Source organism: Muribaculum gordoncarteri (genome assembly GCF_004803695.1).
Lineage (GTDB): Bacteria > Bacteroidota > Bacteroidia > Bacteroidales > Muribaculaceae > Muribaculum > Muribaculum gordoncarteri.
In genome coordinates this window covers 1,594,065-1,618,898 of sequence record NZ_CP039393.1, presented here as the reverse complement: position 1 = coordinate 1,618,898, position 24,834 = coordinate 1,594,065, and the positions used below count along the sequence as shown (strand labels likewise).

The window sequence follows — 24,834 nt, the reverse complement described above, 5'->3', positions numbered from 1 at the left end:
ACCTCAACAGCATCCTCCAAGTCCCAGAGCTTGTCGATGTATCCTAACGTTGTCATCATCTTTCTCCATGTCGCATTTAGTTTGAAAAGATATGCTTTTCCATCCCATTGCAGCCTCTGTCAAGCAGTATTGCAATAGTTAATAATTTGGTTTATGCGATTTTGCCGGTTTCGATCTCGGATTTAAGGAACTGGAAGATATAGACGGCTCCTTGATAGTAGAGGCCGCATTCGGGGTCGTTGAGCTTGGCGAAGGTGGTTGATAAATACAGTTCGTCAAGAGCACGGTGTATGTCCCAGTTATATTCTGCCATGAGCATTTCAGCGAGTTCTGCCGCAAGGCATTCTATTTGAAACTGTATGTCTTGTGTCATAATTCGATGCGTTTTAAGTGTTCTACAGCTTTGGGGGAACCAAAGAAGTATTGGACTGCATGGTCGCCACGGAATTTCAGCTCTTCAACTAATGCGGAGGCAGACAAATACCCCATTATGAAACGGCGAATTTGCACACCAACCGTATCATCCGCAATCGGACCGATTACAATATCATAAGGATGAGCCTGAACATCGGAATTATTCTTGCGGTTCATCACAACAAATTCTGCCCATTCCTCGGAGTATTCAGGAAAAATCTTTATGTTCAAGCCGTTCTTTATTGTCTCGTCTTCATCAAACTCAAAGCATGATAATGTTGGTTCGCCCTCATTTAGGAATCGAGTTGTTCGAGCTGCCATCTCCATGGCTTGGTCAGGATTGGCGTTGAGATAGAATCCTTGTCCAAAATCCTTGCCACGCTTACTGCGCGAAAGGTCAATCTGTTCAATGGCCACGTTGGAGCCGTGATAGAGTCGTATCATATCTTACCTCCTTCCCGTTGGCAAATGATCTGAAGGTCAGAAACGGCATCGTCAATGGAGAGGGTATGCTCGGCAGCATAGCAGTCGAGAAGGAAATCTATGCCTGTGAAACGGCGCAAATATGCGTAGGCCTGCATATTGGAGATTTGATACCGCTGGGCGAATGCTCCTACACAAGCCACTACATATTCAATTCTATTAAATATCTCTTTCTTGTCCATGACTATGCTTTATTGCTTACAATTAAATCTTTAACATCAATATCAAGTAGTTCTGAAATCCTTACAAGAGTATCAAAAGAGGGCTGCAATTTTTATCCTATTCATTTTTTGCGATTCCATTTTTACTTGTAATACATTGTTGTTAAACGTAAAGTTACAGATAATTTTTGAGGTAGCAATCGAAGTCAATATGAAATATGCGGCTAAGAGCAATATTAGAGGCGTTTAGATGCGAAATGCCGCAGAGGGAGGCGGCGGTTATTTATCGCTGGGGTTGAGTTTCGTTGATGTGGCGGGGGGTGAAGTTGGATGCGGCAGCAATTTGGAGGGAAGGGAAAAGGAGGAGAGAGGTTAGGGGGTGTCAGCAGCAGATGTAGTAGTTGGGGCCGTGGGTGCGTTTTATGCGGAAGCGGCAGCCTTCGTCGAGTAGACATTCGGTGATTTCCTTGAAGCAATCCCTCACACAATTCAGACCGGGATTTATGATTCCCCGCCATTCAGCCATACATTCGGCAATAAAGCGTGGAAGCTGTGAGTAGGCAATGTTGTGCCTACGGGCCATTATGCGGGCGTCGTCGGTGTTGACAATGGCTGCGGTCGAACAGTTGTAGGCCGGCTCTTCGTAGTCGAAGAGGTCGATGACAATGACAAGCTCATCGGAAAAATTGAAGCCGACAAGCAGGTCCATTATTATTGGCTGGTCCTCGTCGGAGCTCATTATGTGGCCGACTCGGTATAGTGTATCGCTAATATGTTTGCTCATATAGATTAAATGTTAAAATCCCGGAATCGTGAGGATTCCGGGATGGTGATGAATAGAGTGTGGATGGTAATGAATAGAGTGTGGATGGTTGATGATCAGATTGTGAAGCCGATGCGCTGACGGGATTCGGAGTGTCGGGCAGGTGTTGTGTCGCGACTTGGTATGTCGCAAGGCAGTATCTCGGTTAATGTTTTACAATCAAAAGTTTCAGCCGAGGTCACTCTCCGGGCCATTGCGGGGAGAATGTCGGTCTGTATCATGTTGATTATGTAACGTGCATTGCCGAAGTTCTTGTCACGATGGAGGTAATCGATGTTAACTCGCTTGGCCAGTGCCGAACGTGCTTCGTCAGACAGGCTGTAATGATTGCTCGTCAAGTAGTTTTCGGCGATCTCCATCAACTCCTGTTCGGTGTAGTCGTCAAATACATAGATGTTGGAGTCGGGGATTCGTGACTTGAATCCCGGGTTCATTTTCAGCATTTTCATCATATTGTCGGGATAACCGGCAAGTATGAGCATCCAGTCGCGGTTTGATTCGTCGGCGAGTGCCGTCATCAATGTTTCGATTACAAATTTTCCAGGATCGCGGGGATCGTCGCCCTGATAGAGCTGATATGCCTCATCGATAAACAGAATGCCGCCTTGAGCCTCCTCGAGGGCTTGAAGTGTCTTTTCCGACTCGGAGTTGTAGTTTTGTCCAAGGAGCGTGGCGCGTTCTTTTATCACGACATGCCCCTGGCTTAATACTCCGGCGCGTCGCAGCATCTCGCCCATCAATTTGGCTACGGTGGTTTTGCCTGTACCGGGCGAGCCTAAGAACATGGCATGAAGCGGAGCATTTACATAAGGCAATCCATTGTCGGCTCGCATCTTGTTAAAGCGTACAACGCGTTCATATAGCGCCAGTTTCTCTTTTGCCGATTTTATGCCGGTGAGATGGTCGAGCGATACGAGCGGTTCCGATTCTTCCTCGTTTGTCGTGGTATCCTCGTTTGTCGTGGCATCCTCGGTGTCGTATTCGATGCTTTCTTCCACTTCGTCGGTTGAATTTTCAAGTTCTGAAGCGATGAATTTGTCGAGAACTTTATCAAAATCATCGTCATCAAATTCCGATTCGGATTCATTTCGGTGGGGAAGATAATTGTCGATTCGCTTTATGGCAGCTTCGGGCGAATATTCATCCAATGGGATGATATACTCAGGGTCACATTTCCCTTTTATGTCGGTGCCGCTCATAGTGTCAAATACGAAACCGGCAATAGGTAGATTCATACATAAGAGTTCGGCATAGAAAACACCGTTAACATCACCGAAAGTGGTAAAAGGGAACTCAACGCTCCAAATGTCATTGTTAAAATTTTCAAGCCCAAAGCAGCGCGGCTCCTTGAAGTATGTCTTAACATATTTGCCGTCAGGGTAGTGGAGCCTTAGTTCCAGCTCGGGCATGATTGTCGGGTGTATTGAGGGCGTTTTGGTGGTGAGATTGAATCTCAAATAGTAGTCGTGGTCGTCAATTGTGTTGAGCGACTTGTAGAGGTTGTCCTCCCATGCGGGACGCACGCCGCAGTTACATACATTGTAATACCGTCCTAATGGATAGTCATAAACATGGATGAACTCTTCGGCGAGTGTTTGCGATACATTTTCATCGCTTACCACGAGTTTATATGTGTGGCCTCCCTTTAGACCTGAGGATTCAGCGGGAAAATGAACAAAATCTTCTTTGAAGTCCTCTTTTGCTAAGTTGATTCTCTTCCGTAGGATGGCAGCTTGGCAGCGTGAGGTCATGTCTATCAATCTGAAAGAAACTTCACGGCGAGCGCCCTTGTCGTAGCGGATGTTATTGATTTCCACTTTCACGGCAATGCCCCCGAAAAATTCATGTTTGATGAAATCGCGGCGATCGTCGTAATGGAATTTGTCCATGGATGACAAATCATTTACTTGATCCAGATAGTAATCACAAAATTGAATTTTATCTACTGATATAGGGGATTTTTTTGTCATATTTATACAGTTTTAGAGGGAGAGCCGTTAAGCCCTCCGGGTTAATATTTCATTTTACTAATCTCAGCCGGAGGCCTTCCTCCGGATTTGTTACCAACATGTCAATGTACTCCCTGCTCCGAGCTGCTGAATAGGGATGCGTAAAGACACACCACGAGCTGTCGGGGCATTTCTGCGGTTGTAAAATGTTGGTGGGAAATAACTATGCACACCTCATCTCACTCCCCTGGGGGAGCGGCACCGCCGAACTTCTTGTTGTTGAGATGTAGATGCTTCATAGTTGAAAATGAAGTTATTAAACTGTAAAAATATGAGCTTATGCCACAAGGGCTATTACCCAATTTGCTGCAAAAATAATGACGATTTTTCGATTATGCAACTTTTTAAGCAAAAAATGCAATTAGAGAAATATAGAAAGTCCATGACTTCCTGATAGGGAGGTCATGGACTTTGCAGATATTTATTGATTGTTTTAGGTTGCTAAGATTGCGATTCCATAATGAAGCGCTCGGCATCGAGTGCGGCGCGACATCCGGTTCCGGCTGCCGATATTGCCTGCTGATAGTGCGGGTCGGCGACATCGCCGGCTGCAAATACTCCGGGCACGCTCGTTGCTGTTGAACCGCCTGAAACCACGACATAACCTTGTGCGTCGAGGTCGACCTGGCCTTTGAATATCTCGGTGTTGGGATTGTGGCCGATTGCAAGGAAGAAACCGTCGATGTTTATGTCAAATTTACGCTCCTTGTCGGTGCCTACATGTTCCACCAGATGCGCTCCTTCGAGGAATTCCGAGCCAAAGAGTCCCAATGTGTTGGTGTTAAAGAGAATTGTGATGTTATTCTTATCCATCACTCGCTTCTGCATAACCTTTGATGCACGCAGATAGTCCTTACGCACAATCAGATATACCTTTTGAGCGAGATTGCTGAGATAGTAGGCTTCTTCGCAGGCTGTATCGCCTCCGCCTACAACAGCCACAGTGCGTCCGCGATAGAAGAAGCCGTCGCAGGTGGCACAGGCTGAAACACCAAGACCTGAATAGCGTTGCTCGTCGGGTAGACCAAGATAACGAGCCGACGCTCCGGTTGCTATTATGACCGTGTCGGCAACTATTGTAGTGTTATCGTCGGCGACAGCGGTAAATGGACGCTTGCTGAAGTCGACCTTGGTTATTATTCCCGGGCGAATGTCGGCTCCGAATCGTTCGGCTTGCTTGCGCAGGTCGTCCATGAGCTGTGCTCCCATTACACCTTCGGGATAGCCGGGAAAGTTCTCCACTTCCGATGTGGTGGTGAGCTGTCCGCCGGGCATTATTCCTTCATACAATATGGGAGAGATATTGGCTCGCGAGGCATATATGGCGGCGGTGTATCCTGCCGGCCCCGAACCGATGATGAGGCATTTTGTTGACTCGTTACTCATGATTTAAATTGATTATGCGTTGTTAACTTTAATGTTCTGTGTCACTATCGGAGGTCGATAATCTCGGCATCGGGATATTTGCTCTTGTCATACACAAATGTCGATGCCGGATAACTGATACCGGTTTTTACCGTCCCGACCTTTATCGACGCCTGCGCTCCATTGTCAAGTGTCAATGCAATGTCGACCGGCATGTGGGTCGAGGCGTTGAACGTTATCGTGGCTTTCAGAATCTGCGCTCCCCGGCTGTTGACAGGCGTGAACTCGATTTTGCACGATGATGAGGTCGACGAAATCATGCGCGCCTTATAGCTGCTGCGGAATGAGTTGATTATTGCAAACGGGTTGATTTGCTGCAGCTCCTCGGCTGTCGGCTCGGTTACGTTTACTTCGCCGGTCGATGAGGAATAGGTCCATTGAGTGCGTCCGTCATACCATATCGACATTCCCGGAGTGGTTATCCTGAATTTGTCGCCGCTTATAACCGCTTCGCCTTTCACCGTGTTGCCGTCCATTGTCATGCTGTAGGGTGCGGTTACCGATTTGGCATTCTTAAAGCTTTTAGCCGCCGAGGCTATTACCTCCTCGGGCGATGTTACGGGAACCGCCGCATTCAGTGAAACGGCTAAAATGAGAAGTATTGCAGTTATGAGTCGTGACATTGTAAAATTACGTTTTAAGCAGTTATTTCAAGCATTCTCTCGAGCTGCAATGAATCGACAAGAACCTGACGGGGCTTGGCTCCCGAAGCGGGGCCTACTATGCCGGCGGCCTCGAGCTGATCCATGATTTTGCCTGCTCGATTGTATCCTATAGAATAACGCCTTTGAAGCGAAGATGTTGAGGCGGTGCTTGAAGTAACGATAAATCTTGCCGCTTCTTCAAAGAGCGGATCGCGGTCGTTGACTGCTCCGAGGCTTGTTGAACCGTCGCTTTCAGGAACATAGTCGGGCAGGGGATAGGCGTTGGGATATCCTACCTGTTCGTCGATCGCATCACATATAGCTTCGACCTCCTCGGTGCTGATGAATGCGCACTGCACACGCTCCATCTCGCCGTTGTGCGAGAATAGCATGTCGCCCTTTCCTATCAGCTGATTGGCTCCCGTGCGGTCGAGAATCGTGCGGCTGTCGACCATCTGCGATACCCTGAACGCGATTCGTCCCGGGAAGTTGGCCTTGATGATACCTGTGATTACATTGGTCGACGGACGCTGTGTGGCAAGAATCATGTGCATACCCACGGCACGTGCCTTCTGGGCTATACGCGCTATAGGAGTTTCAACTTCCTTTCCTGCCATCATTATCAAGTCGCCAAACTCGTCGACTATGATAACAATGTAGGGGAGGTAGCGGTGTCCCTTTTCGGGATTGAGTCGACGCTGGATGAACTTATTGTTATACTCCTTTATTGTGCGCACGTTGGCATCCTTGAGCAAGGCGTAACGGTTGTCCATCTCCACACACAGGGAGTTGAGCGTGGCTACGACCTTCATCGGATCGGTGATGATAGCTTCATTCTCGTCGGGGAGCTTGGCAAGATAGTGGCGCTCAAGCTTGCTGTAAAGGCTGAACTCAACCATCTTGGGGTCGACAAGCACAAATTTCAGCTCGGCCGGATGCTTCTTGTAAAGCAGCGATGCTATTATGGTGTTGAGGCCCACCGATTTTCCCTGTCCGGTGGCACCGGCCACAAGCACGTGGGGCATCTTGGTGAGGTCGGCTATGAATACATCCTTGGAAATTGTGGATCCCATTGCCATCGGCAACTCATAGTTGCACTCCTGGAACTTACGCGATGATATTATCGAGCGTATAGGCACCATCTGAGGCTCCTTGTTGGGCACTTCGATACCTATCGTTCCCTTGCCCGGAATAGGTGCGATGATACGTATTCCCAGTGCGGCAAGGCTCAAGGCTATGTCGTCCTCAAGGCGCTTTATCTTGGCAATTCGCACGCCCTCGGCAGGTACTATTTCATAAAGTGTAACGGTGGGGCCTACCGTAGCCTCGATATGTGAAATGGGGATGCTGTAGTTGGAAAGCGTTGAAGTGATGCGCTCCTTGTTCTCCTCCATTTCCTGCTGGTCGACACTGTTGGCTTTGACCTGAATGTTGTTGAGCAGCTCTATTGACGGGAAATGGTAGCGCGACAGTTCGGCCGTCGGGTCGTAGGTGTCGGTCGCTATTTCGTCGGCTTCTTCGATTTCGCCTTCATTTACGGTCATGCTCACATCCTCGTTGTTGTCGGTGGCTTCAGGCTCGTCTTGAATGTCGTCTTTCGTTTCGTCGTCCAAGGTGTCGTAGATGTCATCGTCGATTTCGGGTTCGGTCTTGTAGGTGTCGGCAGGGTTGTCGTCAACATTGTTATCGTTGGCATAATCCTCGAAGTCAAGGGTCTTGTTCTCAAGCTGTACCGATGATTCGCGCGTAACCTCATTTCTGGAATTGTCAACTATTTCGGCCGACTCTTTCAGTGATTCCTCAACCTTTCGGCGTGATTCTTCAGCGGCGGCGCGTTCGGCTTCTACGCGTCTGCGGTGCTCATCCACGCGCTTGCGATAGGCAACATAGAGGAGTCTCAGCTCATTGAGGTATATTGATGCGACAAGAGCCACAAGCAGGATGCTTACAAGTATTGCTCCGGTTACGCCTATGTGCGACATCAGGAACGTGTTGACCTCATATCCGTGTATACCGCCCCAGAACACCCATGAATGTGCCTTATAGGTTACAAGTCCTGTAACGATTGAAACGGTAATCGCAACAATGAGCGATTTCATAGTCAGCGACCAGAATCCCACTTTACCCTTATGCAGCAATCCCCATCCGAGGGCAAGGAAGTAGTATATGATTACAAGTGCTCCTATTCCTATGCCATTGGATATTGCGCTTTGTGACAGGAATGCTCCTATGGGGCCTCCCGCATTGTTGATCTCATCGCCGCGTTGCGCCATTTCCGATATCGACAGATTGATTGTCGCGCTTTGGTCGTCGGCTCCGTGTGTGAAGTAGGAGAGGGTGACGATTATAAGGTAGGCGGCCCAGCATATCATTGCTATACCCACAAAGAGGCGTGTACGCTTGTCATGGATAAATCGCGATATGGCGCCCGGTTTGGATTCCTTTTTAGCTGCAGCCTGGCGCGTCGTGTTGCGCTTGCGCGGTGCGGGTTGTGACGGCTCCTTGTACTCGCGGTCGAGTACATCGGGGTCGAAGTTGTCGGATAATATATTGTCTGATCTCATAAGTGCTTAATAACTAATAGTGAAGCTCTATAGCAAATAAAATTTTAAGCCGATGTTGTTAGTACAAAGTTACAACAACCTCGGCTCAAAAACAAAAAAACATGGAATGTGTTGCTTGAAAAATTTCAAATCGCAAGCCAGCAATATCTTAGAGGCTTTTCAATGTGTCGATGGCTTTCATCGGGTCGGGAGCCTTGAACACATAGCTGCCGGCGACGAGAATGTCGGCTCCCGCTTTCGACAGGGCGGCTCCGGTCATTTCGTTGACACCTCCGTCGACCTCTATCAGTGCGTGCGAGCCGCTTGCCTCGATAAGTCGGCGCAGACGGCTGACCTTGTTCAGCGAGTTTTCAATGAATGCCTGTCCGCCGAATCCCGGATTGACCGACATAATGAGCACGAGGTCGAGTTCCGAAATGATGTCCTCAAGCATGAAAACAGGTGTGGCGGGATTTAATGTCACTCCGGCTTTCATTCCTGCCTCCTTGATTTCATGCACCACGCGGTTGAGATGGGTGCAGGCCTCAAAGTGTACGTTCATGATTTCGGCTCCGCAGTCACGCACTTGCGATATGTACTTCTGCGGTTCTACGATCATCATGTGCACATCGAGCGGTTTTCGGGCGAGCCGTTGAATGGCTTTTATAACCGGAAAGCCTATAGAGATGTTAGGCACAAATACTCCGTCCATTACATCCACATGCAGATAATCGGCATTGCTTGAGTTAAGAATTTCAAAATCGGCTTGCAGATTGGCGAAATTGGCTGATAATAATGATGGTGCTACGAGCATGGCTTTAGATATTGATTGCTTACAATTGTTGGTCGTTGCTTTGTGGATGAGGCTTGAATGCGTTCCACAGGATGAAGAGCACGCACACAACTCCTATGCCGAGGCCTATGTAGGTGAGGTATTCGTTGTACTCCTCTACTTTGGCATATAGTTGTTCTTGCGGTACTATCTTGCCGAGCCAATAACCGAGCGCGGCAAGGATGCAGTTCCACACGAGGGCTCCGAGTCCGGTGAATATCACGAATTTGCCTATGTTCATTCGGGCAAGTCCGGCCGGAATTGATATCAACTGTCTGACAGCGGGTATCAGTCGGCCTATGAATGTCGACACAGCTCCGTGATTGTCGAAATACTCTTCGGCGTGACGCACTTTCTCCTCGTTGATGAGGCATGCGTGACCAAATCGGCTATTTGCGAATTTGTACACTATCGGGCGTCCTATCCACAATGAAAGATAGTAGTTGATCAACGCTCCCACTATGGCTCCCGCTGTGGCTATCAGTATCACCGAGATGAGGTTTACATCGCCTTTGGTGCAGGCGAGATATGCTGCCGGCGGAACAATTACTTCCGAGGGGAAGGGAATGAAGGAGCTTTCGATTACCATGAATGCGAACACAAGAAGGTACACAGTCATTGCATCGGCCGTGAGAAATTTCATCATTATCTCGGCCGGGTCAAAAAGCGCAAAAAGCGGAATCAGGTCAAGCATATATCAAGTTATACTTTATCAGGTGTATTGAAGCAAAGTTCAAAATTAGTAAATAAATCAATTAAACAGCCGGGATTGGCGATAAAACATCACAAAATCCCTATTTCGCGAAACATGTCGGCATAATAGGCCGCTTTCTTCTCGATGGCGAGTGGATAGGCCCTTGATGTCGACGGCATCCTGAATATCTTCACTTCGCGTCCGTCGCCAAGTGTGGCTGTTACATATTCTCCGATTTTCGGCGACACTGTGCCGGTAATCGAAGCAAGAGTTTCGCCTGCTTTCTCGCCTGTCGTGGCGAGGGCATGACAATGGGGCATACGGCTCAGCAGCTCCATCAGCGGCACCGGCTCCACTATCTCCAGATACTTGTCGGAGGCATTGTCCTTAAGACGGCGCACCTTATGCCCGGTGTCGTTCAGGGCTATGCCCTTTGCGTTGAGGAACTTTTTTATCAGTCCGAGCCTGAAAGTGCGTGCCGCCGCGTCGTAGAAGTACTCCTTGTCGTCATGGAATATTAGTCCCATGATTCGCCAAAAGTCGTTGATGCGGTTAGGGTAGTAGAACTCCATCGACCATCTTTCGCTTTTGGGCGGGAAGGTGCCCATTATCAGCAGGCGTGCGTCATCGGGCACGTAGGGTTCAAACGGATGAATTTCGACCGGTATCATTGTCATTGCGTTACGACAACAGCTGTGATGCCACGCTGTCGGCAAGGGCGGCACAGTCGGCCAATGTTTTGGCGCTCGGAGCTTGCTTGGCTTCTACCGATACCATGTCGGGGGTGAGCATCTTAGCCTCTTCAAGCACGCTGTTTATGCGCTTTACTGCCTGCGGAGCCCATGTATAGGAGCCGAATGTGGCTACGACGCGGTTCTTTAGTTCGCGTGTCTTTATTGCCTGCATCACGCTTTCTATCGGCGGATAGAGAGTGTTGGAATAGGTGGGCGCTCCTATTATGAGTCCTTTGTAGCGGAATATGTCGCTCAATATGTAGGAGAGGTGGGAGTAGGATGCGTTATGTACGCGTATGTTTTTTATGCCCTTTTCGGCAAGGCGCGACGCTATCGCTTCGGCCATCTCCTCGGTGTTGCCATACATTGAGCCGTAAACTATCACCACGCCTGTTTCGGCTTCATATCGGCTCAGTTTGTCGTAAATGCCGCCAATCCTCTTCACCTCATCGTGCCACACGGGACCGTGGGTCGAGCAGATGTAGTCGATTTTCAGGTCCTTGAGCTTGGCAAGTGCTTTTTGCACAAACACTCCGTATTTGCCCACGATGTTGGAGTAATAGCGGTACATTTCAGGGATGTAGTACTCAACATCGGTTTCGTTGTCGATTACACCGCCGTTGATTGCGCCAAAGCATCCGAATCCGTCGCCTGAAAAGAGCACGTTGCGCTCGTTTACGTAGGTCATCATGGTCTCGGGCCAGTGCACCATGGGGGTGAGCTTGAATGTCAGTGTCAATCCGCCAAGGGCGATTGTGTCATTGTCGGCCACCTTGAGCAGATTGTCCTCTATGCCGTAAAAACCTTTCACCATTTCAAGGGTCTTTGCATTACCCACTATGGTCATTTCGGGAAAGAAGCTGCGCAGCACCTTTATGGAGCCTGAGTGGTCGGGTTCCATGTGGTTGATCACCAGGTAGTCGGGAGCTTCAGTGCCGGCTATCTCTCTGATGTTGGAGAGGAGCTTGTCGCATTCGCTTATCTCCACGCCGTCGATGAGGGCTGTCTTTGACGAGCCTTTTACTATGTAAGAGTTATAGCTCACTCCTGCAGGAAGGGGCCAAAGGGCTTCAAATCGGTGGGTGGTTCGGTCGTTTACTCCAACGTATGATATGCCGTCGGTTATGTTTCTGATGTTCATGAATTGTTTCGATGTGTTAAATGTTAATATTAGCAGATATGAGCAAAGCCGCTTTATCCTTTTATTGGATTAGGCGGCTTGAAATGTGATAAGGTTGATTGGTGATTTCTTTATGATTTTGCGCGTTCTACACGTTCTACGTATGAACCGTCGCGAGTGTCGATGCGCACTTTGTCGCCGGTTTCACAGAACAAGGGCACGCGTACCTCGGCGCCGGTTTCCACTGTTGCGGGCTTAAGCGTGTTGGTTGCTGTGTCACCTTTGATTCCGGGCTCGGTGTAGGTGATTTCGAGCACAACGCTGGTGGGCATCTCGCAAGTGAGGATGGTGTCGGAAGCTGCATGAACCATGGCCTCGCATATATCACCTTCTTTAAGGAACTGAACGCCGTCGATGCTTTCGCCGGGGATTGCTACTTGTTCAAATGTTTCGGTGTGCATGAAGTTGTAGCCCATGTCATCCTTATATAGATATTGGTAGGGACGACGCTCGATGCGTACTTCATCAACCTTTACGCCCGAGTTCCAAGTCTTGTCAAGGATGCGGCCGGTCTTGACATTCTTGAGCTTGGTGCGCACGAAAGCCGGACCCTTGCCGGGTTTTACATGAAGAAACTCTACGATGAAGAAGTAGTTGCCGTCGATGTCGAGGCACATTCCGTTTTTAAAATCTGCAGTTGTTGCCATAAAGTGATTTATATCGATATTTTTGATTGTTAAAATTTTGCTTGGATTTCAAGCCTTTAGCGAGTCATCCGCGAATTTTGCTGCAAAGATACTAAAAGTAAGGGCATTATACCCAATATTTCTTGAATTTTTTTACGATTGTCGGCTTAAAAAGGGAAGAAACGGCGTGTTTTGTGTAGTTTTTTCTCAATATTTTCCGATTCTACATTTAGTTTTGCGTCACATTTATTATTAACTTTGTAACTCACATTTCTTAACCAAAAATTTAGTAACAATGGAACAAGTATTATTTTGGATTGTGCCGATTTCGTCGTTGCTTGCTTTGCTTCTTGCATGGCACTTCTACCGTCAGATGATGGGAGAGAGCGAAGGCACTCCTTTGATGCAGAAAATTGCATCCCATGTGCGTAAGGGTGCAATGTCTTATCTTAAACAACAGTACAAGATTGTGGGCATAGTGTTCCTGTGCCTTGTAATCCTGTTCTCAATTATGGCCTATGGATTCAACTTGCAGAATCAATGGGTACCGGTGGCATTCCTTACCGGAGGTTTCTTCTCGGGACTTTCGGGATTCCTGGGAATGAAGACGGCTACTCAGGCTTCGGCCCGCACTGCCAATGCCGCCCGCAATTCATTGAACAGCGGATTGCGTGTCGCTTTCCGAAGCGGAGCTGTGATGGGTCTTGTTGTCGTAGGTCTTGGATTGCTCGACATCTCGTTCTGGTATCTCGTTCTTGACTATTTCGTGCCTAACGATCCGGCGACTCCCACTGCCAAGCTGTGCATGATTACCACCACGATGCTTACCTTCGGAATGGGTGCCAGCACGCAGGCGCTGTTTGCTCGTGTGGGCGGAGGTATATACACAAAGGCTGCCGATGTCGGTGCCGACCTTGTGGGTAAGGTTGAGGCCGGAATTCCCGAGGACGACCCCCGAAATCCCGCCACGATTGCCGACAATGTTGGTGACAATGTAGGTGATGTGGCCGGTATGGGCGCTGACCTTTATGAGTCATATTGCGGCTCGATTCTTGCAACTGCTGCTCTCGGCGCCGCCGCTTATATGACTTCGGGCGATGTCGACATGCAGTTTAAGGCTGTGGTAGCCCCCATGTTGATTGCCGCAGTGGGCATCATCCTGTCAATCATCGGTATATTCTCGGTTAAGACCAAGGAAAACGCCAAGATGAAGGACTTGCTCAACTCGCTCTCATTCGGAACCAATCTGAGCTCGGTGCTCATTGTAGGTGCTACATTCTTGATTCTGTGGCTTCTCCAGATTGACAACTGGCTTAATATCGCCATTGCTGTTTTGATCGGTCTGCTGGTTGGTATAGTTATTGGCCGTTCCACCGAGTATTATACATCGCAGTCCTATGCTCCTACTCGTCGTTTGTCGGAGAGCGGAACCACGGGTCCGGCTACCGTTATTATATCGGGTATCGGTCTTGGTATGATTTCAACCGCAATTCCTGTATTAGCAGTGGTTGTAGGTATCATCCTTTCTTATTGGCTCGCTTCGGGCTATGATTTGGCAAATGTGAGCATGGGTCTTTACGGTATCGGTATCGCTGCTGTGGGAATGCTCTCGACTCTTGGTATAACTCTTGCCACTGACGCTTACGGGCCTATCGCCGACAATGCCGGAGGTAATGCCGAAATGAGCGGCCTCGGTGAAGAGGTTCGCCGCCGCACCGATGCTCTCGACTCGCTCGGCAACACCACCGCAGCTACAGGAAAGGGCTTCGCGATCGGTTCGGCAGCTCTTACCGGTCTTGCTCTCTTGGCTTCCTACATAGAGGAAATCCGCATCGGATTGTCACGCCTCGGACAGACTGCTCTTAATCTCGGCGACTTGACAAAGCCCATCCATGAGGCTTCGTTTACCGACTTCATGAACTATTACGATGTAAACCTCATGAATCCGAAGGTGCTTTCAGGTATGTTTATCGGTAGCATGATGGCATTCCTCTTCTGCGGTCTTACAATGAATGCTGTAGGACGCGCTGCCGCTCACATGGTTGAGGAGGTTCGCCGTCAGTTCCGTGAAATAAAGGGTATCCTTACAGGTGACGCAGAGCCCGACTACGCCCGTTGCGTACAGATTTCGACCAAGGGTGCGCAGCGTGAAATGGTGTTCCCGTCGTTGCTTGCGATTGTTGCTCCCATCATAACCGGTATAATCTTCGGAGTCCCCGGTGTGATCGGTCTGCTCGTAGGCGGTCTGTCATCAGGATTCGTACTCGCTATCTTCATGGCCAACGCAGGCGGTGCCTGGGATAACGCCAAGAAGTATGTCGAGGAAGGAAACTTCGGTGGAAAGGGTAGCGAGGTGCACAAGGCCACTGTAGTGGGTGACACTGTTGGTGATCCCTTTAAGGATACATCCGGTCCCAGCCTTAACATCCTTATCAAGCTCATGTCGATGGTGGCTATCGTGATGGCCGGATTGACTGTAAGCTGGAGCCTCTTCTGATGATGTTTCAGGCTAATTGACATACGGGTCGGCAGCCTTTGGTTGCCGACTCTTTTTTTGCGCGCTGTTTTTGTCAACGATAATTAAAAAATGTGGGCTTAAATTACTTAATATTATTATTTATTGCTAAATTTGTTATTCAAAATCTTGCAATAAATGAATGAGGAAAGTGTAAGCCAATTATATCTGAAAGATACTGCATTTCAGGACCTTATGCAGAGGCGCATATTCAACGTGCTTCTTGTTGCTTCGCCTTACGACGCTTTCATGATGGAAGAGGACGGGCGTGTTGAGGAACAACTCTATTTTGAATACGTGGCGCTGAATCTTAGCTCGCCTCCGCGAGTCACTCGTGTTTCTCGGCCGTCGGAAGCTCTCGACCTTCTTGCCGTGAAGCGATTTGACTTGATAATAATGATGCCGGGAATCGACCTTAGTGAAACTTTTGTCGGAGCCAAGGAGATTAAGTCACGCTATCCCGATGTTCCCATAATCGTTCTCACGCCATTCTCCAAGGAGGTGTCGCGACGACTTGCCAAAGAGGATTTGACGGCTGTCGACTATGTGTTCAGCTGGCTGGGAAATGTCGACCTGCTGCTTGCTATAATCAAGCTGCTTGAGGACAAGATGAATGCCGACAACGACATAAACGAAGTGGGAGTGCAGCTCATCTTGCTTGTCGAGGACTCGGTCAGGTTCTATTCGTCGGTATTGCCCACGCTTTATAAGTTCCTGCTTAAGCAGTCGCTTATATTCTCCACCGAGGCGCTCAATGAGCATGAGCAGATGCTGCGCATGCGCGGCCGTCCAAAAGTTATGCTTGCGCGTGACTACGAGGAGGCCGTGGCTCTCTATGAGCGTTACGGCAAGAATATGCTCGGTGTCATCTCCGATGTGTCGTTCAAGCGTGAAGGCGTTAAGGATTCAAAGGCCGGTATCAAGCTCGCCAAATATCTGCGTGAGCGTGACCCTTATCTGCCCATAATAATGGAATCGTCGGAGGAGGAAAACGCACCTCTGGTAAAGGAATTCGGCGGCGCTTTCATTGACAAGAATTCCAAGAAATTCCCTGTCGACCTGGGAAATACCATAATGAAGGACTTTGGATTCGGTGACTTCATAATCCGTGACCCTGAAACGGGCGAGGAGTTGCTGCGCATCCATGACCTGAAGGACCTCCAGCGTCACATCTTTGACATTCCGGCCAAGTCGTTGCTCTACCATGCTTCGTTCAACGACATTTCACGATGGCTCTATTCGCGTGCCATGTTCCCGATAGCCGAGGTGATCAAGAATCATCGCTTCCGTAACATCGAGGAGGCGCCGGCTGTGCGTCAGCTATTCTTTGACCTGATTGTCAAGTATCGAAAGATGAAGAATCGTGGAGTTGTGGCTGTGTTCCGCAAGGACCGATTTGACCACTATTCCAACTTTGCAAGAATAGGGCAGGGGTCGCTTGGAGGAAAAGGCCGCGGCCTTGCTTTCATTGACTCGATAATAAAGAAGAATCCTATATGCGACAACTATGACGGCGTTACGTTAACAATTCCGCGCACTGTCGTTATATGTACCGACATATTCGATGAGTTCATGGAAACCAACAACCTCTATCCTGTTGCGTTGTCCGACATTCCTGACGAGAAGATTCTTAAATACTTCCTTCAGGCTCGTCTGCCCGAGCGTCTGATTGAGGATTTCTTCGCGCTGTTTGAGGTTGTCGACAAGCCTCTTGCCATTCGTAGCTCGAGCTTGCTTGAGGACTCTCATTATCAGCCTTTTGCTGGAATCTATTCGACCTACATGATTCCTCATGTCGACGACCGTTACGAGATGCTCGCTATGCTCGGCGATGCAATAAAGAGCGTGTATGCATCGGTGTTCTATGCCGACAGCAAAGCCTATATGACGGCGACGAGCAATGTCATCGACCAGGAGAAGATGGCCGTTATCATACAGGAGGTGGTGGGAAAACAGGTGGGCGACTACTATTTCCCCTCGTTCTCGGGTGTGGGACGCTCGCTTAACTACTATCCCATTAACGATGAAATTCCCGAGGACGGCGTTACTGAAGTGGCCGTCGGACTGGGTAAATATATTGTCGACGGTGGCCTGAGCCTCAGATTTTCGCCGCGTCACGCCGACAAGGTGTTGCAGACTTCGACCCTCGACCTTGCGTTACGTGACACTCAGACCAAGTTCTACGCTCTTGACATGAAGCGTGGCGTCGAAGCCGACTTCAAGGTTGACGACGGGTTCAATATCGCAAAGCCGCGCATACAGGATGTGGCTCAGACCGGAGCCCTTCGCTACATGGTGTCAACCTACGATTTCCGTGATCAGGTGATTCGTGACAGCGATTTCGGTGAGGGCCGTCGTGTGGTGACATTTGCCAACATCCTTCAGCACAAGGTGTTCCCACTTGCTGAGATTGTCGATTTCATGCTCACTAAAGGACAGGAAGAGATGGGACGTCCGGTCGAGATAGAATTTGCCGGAGTGCTTGATGTCGATGCCCGGGGCAAGGGCTCGCTGTATTGGCTTCAGATAAGGCCTATCGTTGAGCGTAAGGATATCGTGGATGAGAGCATTCTCGGACTTCCCGATGAGAAAGTGCTGCTAAGAAGTAACACGGCGTTGGGTCACGGCAACATCGACAATGTGGATACGGTGGTGTATGTAAGACCCGAAAACTTCTCATCGTCAAATAATTCTCTGATAGCACGTGAAATTGAAAAAATAAATCGTAACTTTACGGAGCGTAACGAAGGCTATGTCCTCATTGGTCCCGGACGATGGGGCTCAAGCGACACTGCTCTCGGCATACCGGTTAAATGGCCTCACATTTCATCGGCGCGTCTTATTGTAGAGTCATCGCTTAAGAACTATCGCATAGAACCGAGCCAGGGAACTCATTTCTTCCAAAACCTGACATCGTTCGGTGTCGGCTACTTTACGATCGACCCGTCGTCCAACGACGGTATATATGATGTCGATTTCCTCAACGGTTGTGATGCCGTTTATGAAAGCGACTTCATCAGGATAGTGAAGTTCCCGGCTCCGCTTACAATCGGCATTAATGGCCGTAAAGGCTCCGGAGTTGTTGTGAAGCCTGAAGTTAACACTTCGATATAGTACTAATCTTTTATAGCAATATTGCGTTATGTCCTTTTTTAAGACATTGAAAAGAGCTTTCGGTTTTGGTAGCGACGACGAATACGAGGAGTATGAAGTCGATGATGTTGCCGTAGATAACAATTATAATTCAAGTGACGAGCCTGAAACATTGTCGCCTCAGCCACCTGCCAAAGTGGTTGTAGATGTGGAGAATATCGACTTTCCTCTTACTGCTTTTGACGGCCTTCTGGAGGTATTCAACAATGCACAGCCCGACTTCATCAAGAATTGTATCGACATAGAGGCTCAGCGTAAGTACCTGTATGATTCGCTCGACGGATCATTCAAGGAGTATATCGAAGGAATCAAGTCACGCCTTCGTCAGGAAGGCGATTCGCGCATAGCTCAAGACCGCGAAACGTTGCAGGCCGAAATCGGTAAATTGCAGTCACGTTGTGCAGCCGTTGAAGGAAAGGAAGAGCAATGGACGCAACAGCGGTTGAGTGCCGACCGACAGAAGCGCGCGTTGGCCGACAAGGTACAGGAGCTTGAACGCCGCATCCTTGAACTGCAAGCTGAGAACGAGCAGTATCAGCTCGAAAACAAAAGCCTTGTCAACAAGGTGAAGGCTTCGGGCGTGCGCGAGAATGACCTTGTAGAAATGCGAGGACAAATGGACGCAATGCGTCAGCAGCTTGAAAAGTCAAAGTCGGAAAACTCAAATACCGAATTGCAGGAGGAGAACGCAAGGTTGATTTCAGCCCTTGAACGCGTCGAGGCCGAGTTGCAGGAAAAGCAGAACGACATCCAGGATTTGAATCGCCGCATAACATCGATGAATGTTTCAAGTGCAATGCGTGAAGCCGAAGTCGCCTCGCTTAAAAAGGAGGTCGAGAAGGAGGTGAAGGAGCGTGAATCGAAGGAGGAACTGTTCAAGACCCGCATGTCAATGTCCGACAACATGATTAACGACCTTCGCAACCGATTGGCCCAGTCACGCCATGAAATGGAGGAGCATGTAAATGCCAATAACGAAATCAATGAGCGTTATCGTTCAACTCTTGAAGAGCTTGAAGCCTGTCGCGAGGAGTTGAAAGAGGCCAACGACAATCTTGAGATTGCAGCCGATGTCCAGGACAAGATTGAGCAGTGCGAGACAATCATAAACAAGCGTAACGAGCGCATAAGCGCGCTTAAGGCTGAAAAGGAGTCGATGACCGACCAAATCGCCCGGTTGGAGAAGGAAAATGAAACTCTGAAGACGACAATCGAGCGAAATCTTCACGAACGTGCCGCCTCTGAAACGGAGTTGCGCAATGAGATAGAAACCTTGAAGCGTGTATCGGAGGAAGCCGCTGCGACAACTCCGGTTAACGACAAGACCCGACGCCGTAAGAAGGCTCCTAAAATATCGGCGATAGATGAAAGCCTCAATGATACTGAATGGTTGATTGCAACGCCTCCCGAGGGTGTAGTCGCAAAGGCTACGGGCGTAAGCTCCGACTCCGACTTCGGTTATCAGGAACCGCAACGCAAGTCGGCTCCCGACAACTCGGCTCAGATGTCGCTCTTTTAAGATGTTTATTTAGATTGTAAAGTTTCAATATTATGAAGTTTAGATACTTATTGCTGTTTCCCCTGTTGATTCCGTCGGTAGCTTATGCCGTGACAGCCGATGACATAGCCCCCTATGTATATCCCGCCAATGCTGCAAAAGCGCCTTCGGCAGTTACATATCTTGCCGATGGAAAAAACTGCCTCGCACTTGCCGATGACAATACCAAAATTGTAAAGTATGACATAAAGTCGGGAAAGGAGATCGAAGTTGTGCTCGATGCCGCAAATACGCGTGACAACCAAGTGAAGCGCATCGCTGCTTATGAACTGAGCCCCGACGAGTCCAAAATATTGATTTACGAAAAGTCGACCCCTGTTTACCGCCGTTCATTCAAGGCCGAGTATTACATATATGAAATACGACATAACGTATTGTCACCCTTGAGCACCGAGCATCGCACACAGCAGTCGCCGATCTGGTCGCCCGACGGCCGCATGGTGGCTTTTGTGAGCGACAATAACATCTACCTGCGCAAGCTCGATTACAATACCGAGGTGGCCGTTACCACCGACGGACGCATTAACGAGGTTATAAATGGTGTTCCCGACTGGACCTATGAGGAGGAATTTTCTACCAACTGCTCTATGACATGGGCTCCCGACAATCTCACGCTTTGTTATCTGAAATACAATGAGAGCAATGTCCCGCTCTATTCGTTTCCTTTATATCAGGGTACTTGCGACCCCATGAATCAATATGCACTGTATCCCGGAGCATATACCTACAAATACCCTGTGGCCGGCGAGCCCAATTCGGTAGTAACGCTCCACAGTTATGATGTGGAAACGCGTAAGACCAAGAACATCGAGCTTTCCGACAGCCGTATCGAGTACATCCCTCGCATAAGCTATGCGCTCACTCCTGAGCGTCTTATTGTGACTACCCTGAACCGTGCCCAGAATCGCTTGGAAATGTATCTGGTCAATCCTAAGTCGACCGTGAGCAAGTCGCTCTATGTCGATGAGGTGGCCGACGGATGGGTCGATGAATCAGCGTGGGAGATTACCCGTTATTATCCTGACTTTTTTGTAGTGTCGTCGGAGCGTTCAGGCTACAATCATCTCTATCAGTACAGCTATTCCGGAGCGATGATGCGCCAGATAACTTCAGGCGACTATGATGTCACGGCTTACTACGGTTACGATAACGTTCAGGGCGCCCATTATTTCCAGTCGACAATCAACGGTGCCATAAATCGCACTGTAAGCCGACTTGACGCTAAGGGCAAACTTACCACGATAGGGGAGGCCGAAGGCAGTTCGTCGGCAATCTTCTCTCCCGACATGGCCTTCTATACGATGTCCTACAGCAACATCACAACTCCTCCGGTTTACACGCTCAACAGCTCTAAAGGAGGCATGCTGAGAGTGCTTGAGGATAATTCCGACTACTTGTCACGTTATCCCGCCTTGCCGCAGCGTGAGTTCTTTACGATGACTTCCGACGGCAATACGTTGAACGGAATGATTTTGAAACCCGTTGATTTCACTCCGTCACGCAAATATCCGGTGATAATGTCGCAGTACAGCGGTCCCGGTTCGCAGGAGGTTCTCAACAGGTGGCGCATGGATTGGGACTATTACTTCGTGTCGCAGGGTTACATCGTGATAAGTGTCGACGGACGCGGAACCGGAGGCCGAGGCAAGGCTTTCAAGGATGCCGTATATCGCAATCTCGGACATTATGAAACTATCGACCAGGTCAACGCAGCGCGTTATGCCGGAAATCTTCCCTATGTCGACGGTTCGCGCATAGGAATATATGGATGGAGTTATGGCGGATATGAAACGCTCATGGCTGCGTCGGCATTCGACAGCCCCTATAAGGCCGCTGTCGCTGTGGCACCGGTAACCGACTGGCGTTACTATGACACGGTATATGCCGAGCGTTACATGCTCACCCCGCGTGAAAATGAGGATGGCTACAACGAGAGCGCTCCCGTGAATCATGTAGGAAGCATGAATTGCAAGCTTCTGCTCATGCACGGCACCGCCGACGACAATGTGCATCTGATGAATACGTTGCAGTATGTTTCGGCTTTGCAGTCCGAGGGCAAGATATGCGACATGTTCCTTTTCCCCAACATGAATCATTCGATTTACGGATGCAATTCACGGAGCGTGGTCTATCTTAAGATGCTTGATTTCTTCAACAATAACTTAAAGTAGATAATTAATCATGCATAAGCGCCGTAATCATGCCAAAAACCGAGGAATATCGAGCCTGTGGAACCATTGGGCCATCTCGTTTGGCGCTATAAATTTTATAGTGTTTATTTCGCCGATTGTATCCAAGGTGTGGCTGCCGGCGGTTGTGCTTATCCTTGAGCTCCTCTTTGTGGGCTTATTGAAAAACAAGGACGAGAAGGCACCCGTGTGCAATCTGTTGCCGTTCCTTACTACCCGTATACTCTTCTTCACGGCTGTAATAATGGTGGGAATCAACATCTATTACATGGAGTTCATCGATCCGCAGGAGTATGTCATAGGACTTTCCAACCGTAAGATACCCTACATCTCAGTTCTTGTCGTGGCGCCTGTCACATTTGTGCTGTCGCTATGGATCTATCTGCGTCGCTCGCGATTGGCATTCTGCTTCCAATGTCATATAAAGTACGGCCTTCCCGCCGAGCGTGGATTCCTGGGACGCATCTTCAGCCATGAGAGCATCTATCAGATTCGTTTGATGATAATGCTGTCGGGTGCAATGACGCTATTCGGGTGGCTTTACTATTGGTTGTTCTATTGTAATGTCAATCTAAACACTCCCGACCGATTCTTTTTCGTCTGGATTCCGGTGATATTATATGTGCTGTCGTTGATCTATCTTCGCTTGCGTTATATGAGCATCTATGCTTTCTATCGCAAGAATGTCGTAGGTGAGGACAACGACCGTGGTGATTCGACTCTGATTCGTTATATACTATTGTGTGACGACAACATATTTCTTAAGGTGTCTGCCGATGAATTGTCTGACGAGAAGGTCGACACTCCGGCTAAAATGTATGTGCCTTATCGTGAGAAAGTGACCATGTATGATGCCGAACAGAATTTCAGAATGTTGTCGGGTCTGCATCGCAAAGTGGAAATAAAGTTCCTGTATGAGAATTTCAACTACTACTCCGACAGCAACATTTTCCATTACGCTTGCTTCTTCTCGGGTAAGTCGGAACTTGAGTCTTCGCGACTCAAGGGTGTGTGGTGTACGCAGCATGAGCTTCACAACATGATGTCGTCCAACAGGCTTACATCATTGATGAAGTCGGAGATGCTCAGGCTCTATAACATCGTGGTGGCTTGCAAGACATACAATCGTGATGGATGCCGATTATATGACATCAAGCACTATAAGCCTACATTCCATCTCCATGACCTTAACAAGATGGATGTGAACTTCAATGACCCGGTATGGCTTAGGGTGGTGAAGGACAATGCCGACAGTCATTTCTTCAAATTCAGGAAATTCTGGCGTAAATATGTTGAAGGATTTGAGGACTAAGCTGCTTGTCGTTACAGGCCCTACGGCCTCGGGCAAGACTGCTCGCGCCGTCGACCTTGCCCGTCACTTTGACGGGGAGATAATAAGTGCCGATTCCCGCCAGATTTATCGTGGCATGGATCTGGGTACGGGAAAGGACTTGGACGAATACGGCACAGTGCCTTATCACCTGATTGATATATGCCCGGCCGGCTATCGTTATAATCTCTACGAGTATCTGCGTGATTTCGATGCCGTGTACGACGACATTAAGGGTCGCGGAAAGCTACCCATAATGTGCGGAGGCACGGGATTGTATGTGGAGTCGGTGATAAGCGGAGTGAGATTGCCTGAAGTACCCGAAAACCGCGAGCTGCGCGAATCGCTTGCCGGAAAGTCGCTCGATGAGCTTACGACCATATTAAGCAAGATAAAGGTGCTGCACAACACTACCGATGTTGACAGCTGTAAGAGGGCCATACGCGCAATTGAGATTCAGCATTACTATCGCGAGCATCCCGATGAGGCGGTGCTGACCGAGCCGCATCCCATGAGCGATGTGACGATCATAGGCGTTGACATTGACCGCGATTCGAGGCGCAAACGCATATCGGCTCGTCTTAAAGCCCGTCTTGACTCGGGAATGGTCGATGAGGTGCGCCGGTTGATTGAGCAGGGAGTAGCTTCCGACGACTTGATATACTACGGACTTGAGTACAAGTATCTGACCCGTTACGTGGTGGGCGATATGAGTTATGACGACATGGTGCGCGAGCTTGAAATCGCGATACATCAGTTTGCCAAACGCCAGATGACTTGGTTCCGAGGCATGGAGCGCCGAGGTTATCACATACATTGGCTTCCGTGGGATATGCCCGATGTTGATTTTGTCGAATCGATAGAGAAAATAATTTGCAATAATGGACAGTCTTGAATTGATGCGTAGCGGATGCTGGCACAACGGGTTTACTAATGAAATATTTGAAGCGCTGATAAGGGCCGAGGAACTATGTTTTCAATACAATTCATTGTCGCCCCGGCAGCGTGACAGCCGTCATGACATCATGCGCGGTCTTATCGGCAGGATTGAGGAGCCCTTCGACATCCACAGTCCGTTTCACTGCGATTTTGGAACAAATATCACCATAGGCCCGAATTTTGTAGGCAACTATAATCTCACAATACTCGACGAAGCTCAGGTTACGATAGGCAGTAACGTGTTCATAGGCCCCAATGTAGGCATATATACGGTGATTCACGCCCTTGATCATCGCCAGCGTAACGAAGGCATAATGCGCTCCAAGCCGGTCACTATAGGCGACAACGTGTGGATTGGCGCAGGGGTTACGATTCTGCCCGGAGTCACTATTGGAGAGCGTGCGGTTATAGGTGCCGGAAGTGTTGTCACTCACGACATTCCTGCAGGTGTGCTCGCTTTCGGCAATCCATGCAAGGTTGTGCGTGACATTTCCGACAGCGACACTGTCAGTGACATAAAAGAGTGAGTCGGAGGTTGCCGATCAACTGTCGATTCATCCTCATATCGTAAATATTATATCA

General features: G+C 48.9%; 20 protein-coding genes. 7 read left to right on the top strand and 13 right to left on the bottom strand.

Annotated features, from left to right (window positions below; translation table 11 throughout):
• Window positions 1–151: 151 nt before the first annotated feature.
• The 13 genes from E7746_RS07175 to efp form a co-directional block, all read right to left on the bottom strand.
• Entirely contained in the window at window positions 152–373 is a 222-nt protein-coding gene (locus tag E7746_RS07175) for a hypothetical protein (protein WP_123396953.1), read from the bottom strand.
• The gene (locus tag E7746_RS07170; protein ID WP_136410329.1) at window positions 370–858 is read right to left on the bottom strand and encodes a DUF3990 domain-containing protein; all 489 of its coding nucleotides are present in this window, start codon (window positions 856–858) and stop codon (window positions 370–372) included. Before E7746_RS07170 ends, E7746_RS07175 begins: the two co-directional genes overlap by 4 nt.
• Window positions 855–1,079, bottom strand: coding sequence for a DUF3791 domain-containing protein (locus tag E7746_RS07165; RefSeq protein ID WP_123396955.1), 225 nt, complete (start codon window positions 1,077–1,079; stop codon window positions 855–857). The genes E7746_RS07170 and E7746_RS07165 overlap by 4 nt, the downstream gene beginning before the upstream one ends.
• A gap of 361 nt (window positions 1,080–1,440) precedes the next feature.
• Window positions 1,441–1,842, bottom strand: a complete 402-nt coding sequence (locus tag E7746_RS07160; protein ID WP_136410328.1) for a hypothetical protein — start codon at window positions 1,840–1,842, stop codon at window positions 1,441–1,443.
• A 95-nt stretch (window positions 1,843–1,937) separates the two neighbouring features.
• Window positions 1,938–3,770, bottom strand: a complete 1,833-nt coding sequence (locus E7746_RS07155) for an AAA family ATPase (RefSeq protein ID WP_168184329.1) — start codon at window positions 3,768–3,770, stop codon at window positions 1,938–1,940.
• Between the two features lie 561 nt (window positions 3,771–4,331).
• Window positions 4,332–5,276: a thioredoxin-disulfide reductase gene (gene trxB, locus E7746_RS07150; RefSeq protein ID WP_136410326.1), complete on the bottom strand. Its 945-nt coding sequence runs from the start codon at window positions 5,274–5,276 to the stop codon at window positions 4,332–4,334.
• Window positions 5,277–5,320: 44 nt separating this feature from the next.
• Window positions 5,321–5,938 (bottom strand): LolA family protein, encoded by a 618-nt coding sequence (locus tag E7746_RS07145; RefSeq protein WP_123396960.1) that lies wholly within the window; start codon window positions 5,936–5,938, stop codon window positions 5,321–5,323.
• 14 nt (window positions 5,939–5,952) lie between these two features.
• Entirely contained in the window at window positions 5,953–8,523 is a 2,571-nt protein-coding gene (locus E7746_RS07140) for an FtsK/SpoIIIE family DNA translocase (RefSeq protein ID WP_136410325.1), read from the bottom strand.
• A gap of 148 nt (window positions 8,524–8,671) precedes the next feature.
• On the bottom strand, window positions 8,672–9,316 hold the full coding sequence (rpe, locus tag E7746_RS07135; RefSeq protein WP_136410324.1) for a ribulose-phosphate 3-epimerase: 645 nt from the start codon (window positions 9,314–9,316) through the stop codon (window positions 8,672–8,674).
• Window positions 9,317–9,335: 19 nt separating this feature from the next.
• Window positions 9,336–9,980: a DedA family protein gene (locus E7746_RS07130; RefSeq protein WP_136411315.1), complete on the bottom strand. Its 645-nt coding sequence runs from the start codon at window positions 9,978–9,980 to the stop codon at window positions 9,336–9,338.
• Between the two features lie 137 nt (window positions 9,981–10,117).
• A complete protein-coding gene (locus E7746_RS07125) occupies window positions 10,118–10,705 on the bottom strand; it encodes a uracil-DNA glycosylase family protein (protein ID WP_317130902.1) in 588 nt (195 codons plus the stop codon).
• Window positions 10,706–10,709: 4 nt separating this feature from the next.
• Entirely contained in the window at window positions 10,710–11,903 is a 1,194-nt protein-coding gene (locus E7746_RS07120) for an FprA family A-type flavoprotein (RefSeq protein ID WP_136410323.1), read from the bottom strand.
• Between the two features lie 110 nt (window positions 11,904–12,013).
• Window positions 12,014–12,589 carry an elongation factor P gene (gene efp, locus E7746_RS07115; RefSeq protein ID WP_123396964.1) on the bottom strand — a complete coding sequence of 192 codons (576 nt, stop codon included), beginning with the start codon at window positions 12,587–12,589 and terminating at the stop codon, window positions 12,014–12,016.
• Between the two features lie 274 nt (window positions 12,590–12,863).
• On the opposite strand from efp, the gene E7746_RS07110 reads away from it, so the two are divergent.
• The 7 genes from E7746_RS07110 (at window position 12,864) to E7746_RS07080 (ending at window position 24,779) form a co-directional block, all read left to right on the top strand.
• Entirely contained in the window at window positions 12,864–15,065 is a 2,202-nt protein-coding gene (locus tag E7746_RS07110; RefSeq protein ID WP_136410322.1) for a sodium-translocating pyrophosphatase, read from the top strand.
• A gap of 156 nt (window positions 15,066–15,221) precedes the next feature.
• Window positions 15,222–18,197 (top strand): PEP/pyruvate-binding domain-containing protein, encoded by a 2,976-nt coding sequence (locus E7746_RS07105; RefSeq protein WP_136410321.1) that lies wholly within the window; start codon window positions 15,222–15,224, stop codon window positions 18,195–18,197.
• A gap of 46 nt (window positions 18,198–18,243) precedes the next feature.
• Window positions 18,244–19,755: a coiled-coil domain-containing protein gene (locus tag E7746_RS07100; protein WP_238337360.1), complete on the top strand. Its 1,512-nt coding sequence runs from the start codon at window positions 18,244–18,246 to the stop codon at window positions 19,753–19,755.
• Window positions 19,756–19,787: 32 nt separating this feature from the next.
• Window positions 19,788–21,965, top strand: a complete 2,178-nt coding sequence (locus E7746_RS07095) for a S9 family peptidase (RefSeq protein ID WP_136410319.1) — start codon at window positions 19,788–19,790, stop codon at window positions 21,963–21,965.
• A 10-nt stretch (window positions 21,966–21,975) separates the two neighbouring features.
• Window positions 21,976–23,295, top strand: coding sequence for a hypothetical protein (locus E7746_RS07090; RefSeq protein WP_136410318.1), 1,320 nt, complete (start codon window positions 21,976–21,978; stop codon window positions 23,293–23,295).
• Window positions 23,273–24,208: a tRNA (adenosine(37)-N6)-dimethylallyltransferase MiaA gene (miaA, locus tag E7746_RS07085; RefSeq protein ID WP_136410317.1), complete on the top strand. Its 936-nt coding sequence runs from the start codon at window positions 23,273–23,275 to the stop codon at window positions 24,206–24,208. The genes E7746_RS07090 and miaA overlap by 23 nt, the downstream gene beginning before the upstream one ends.
• Entirely contained in the window at window positions 24,195–24,779 is a 585-nt protein-coding gene (locus E7746_RS07080; protein WP_136410316.1) for a sugar O-acetyltransferase, read from the top strand. The genes miaA and E7746_RS07080 overlap by 14 nt, the downstream gene beginning before the upstream one ends.
• The last annotated feature ends 55 nt before the right edge of the window (window positions 24,780–24,834 follow it).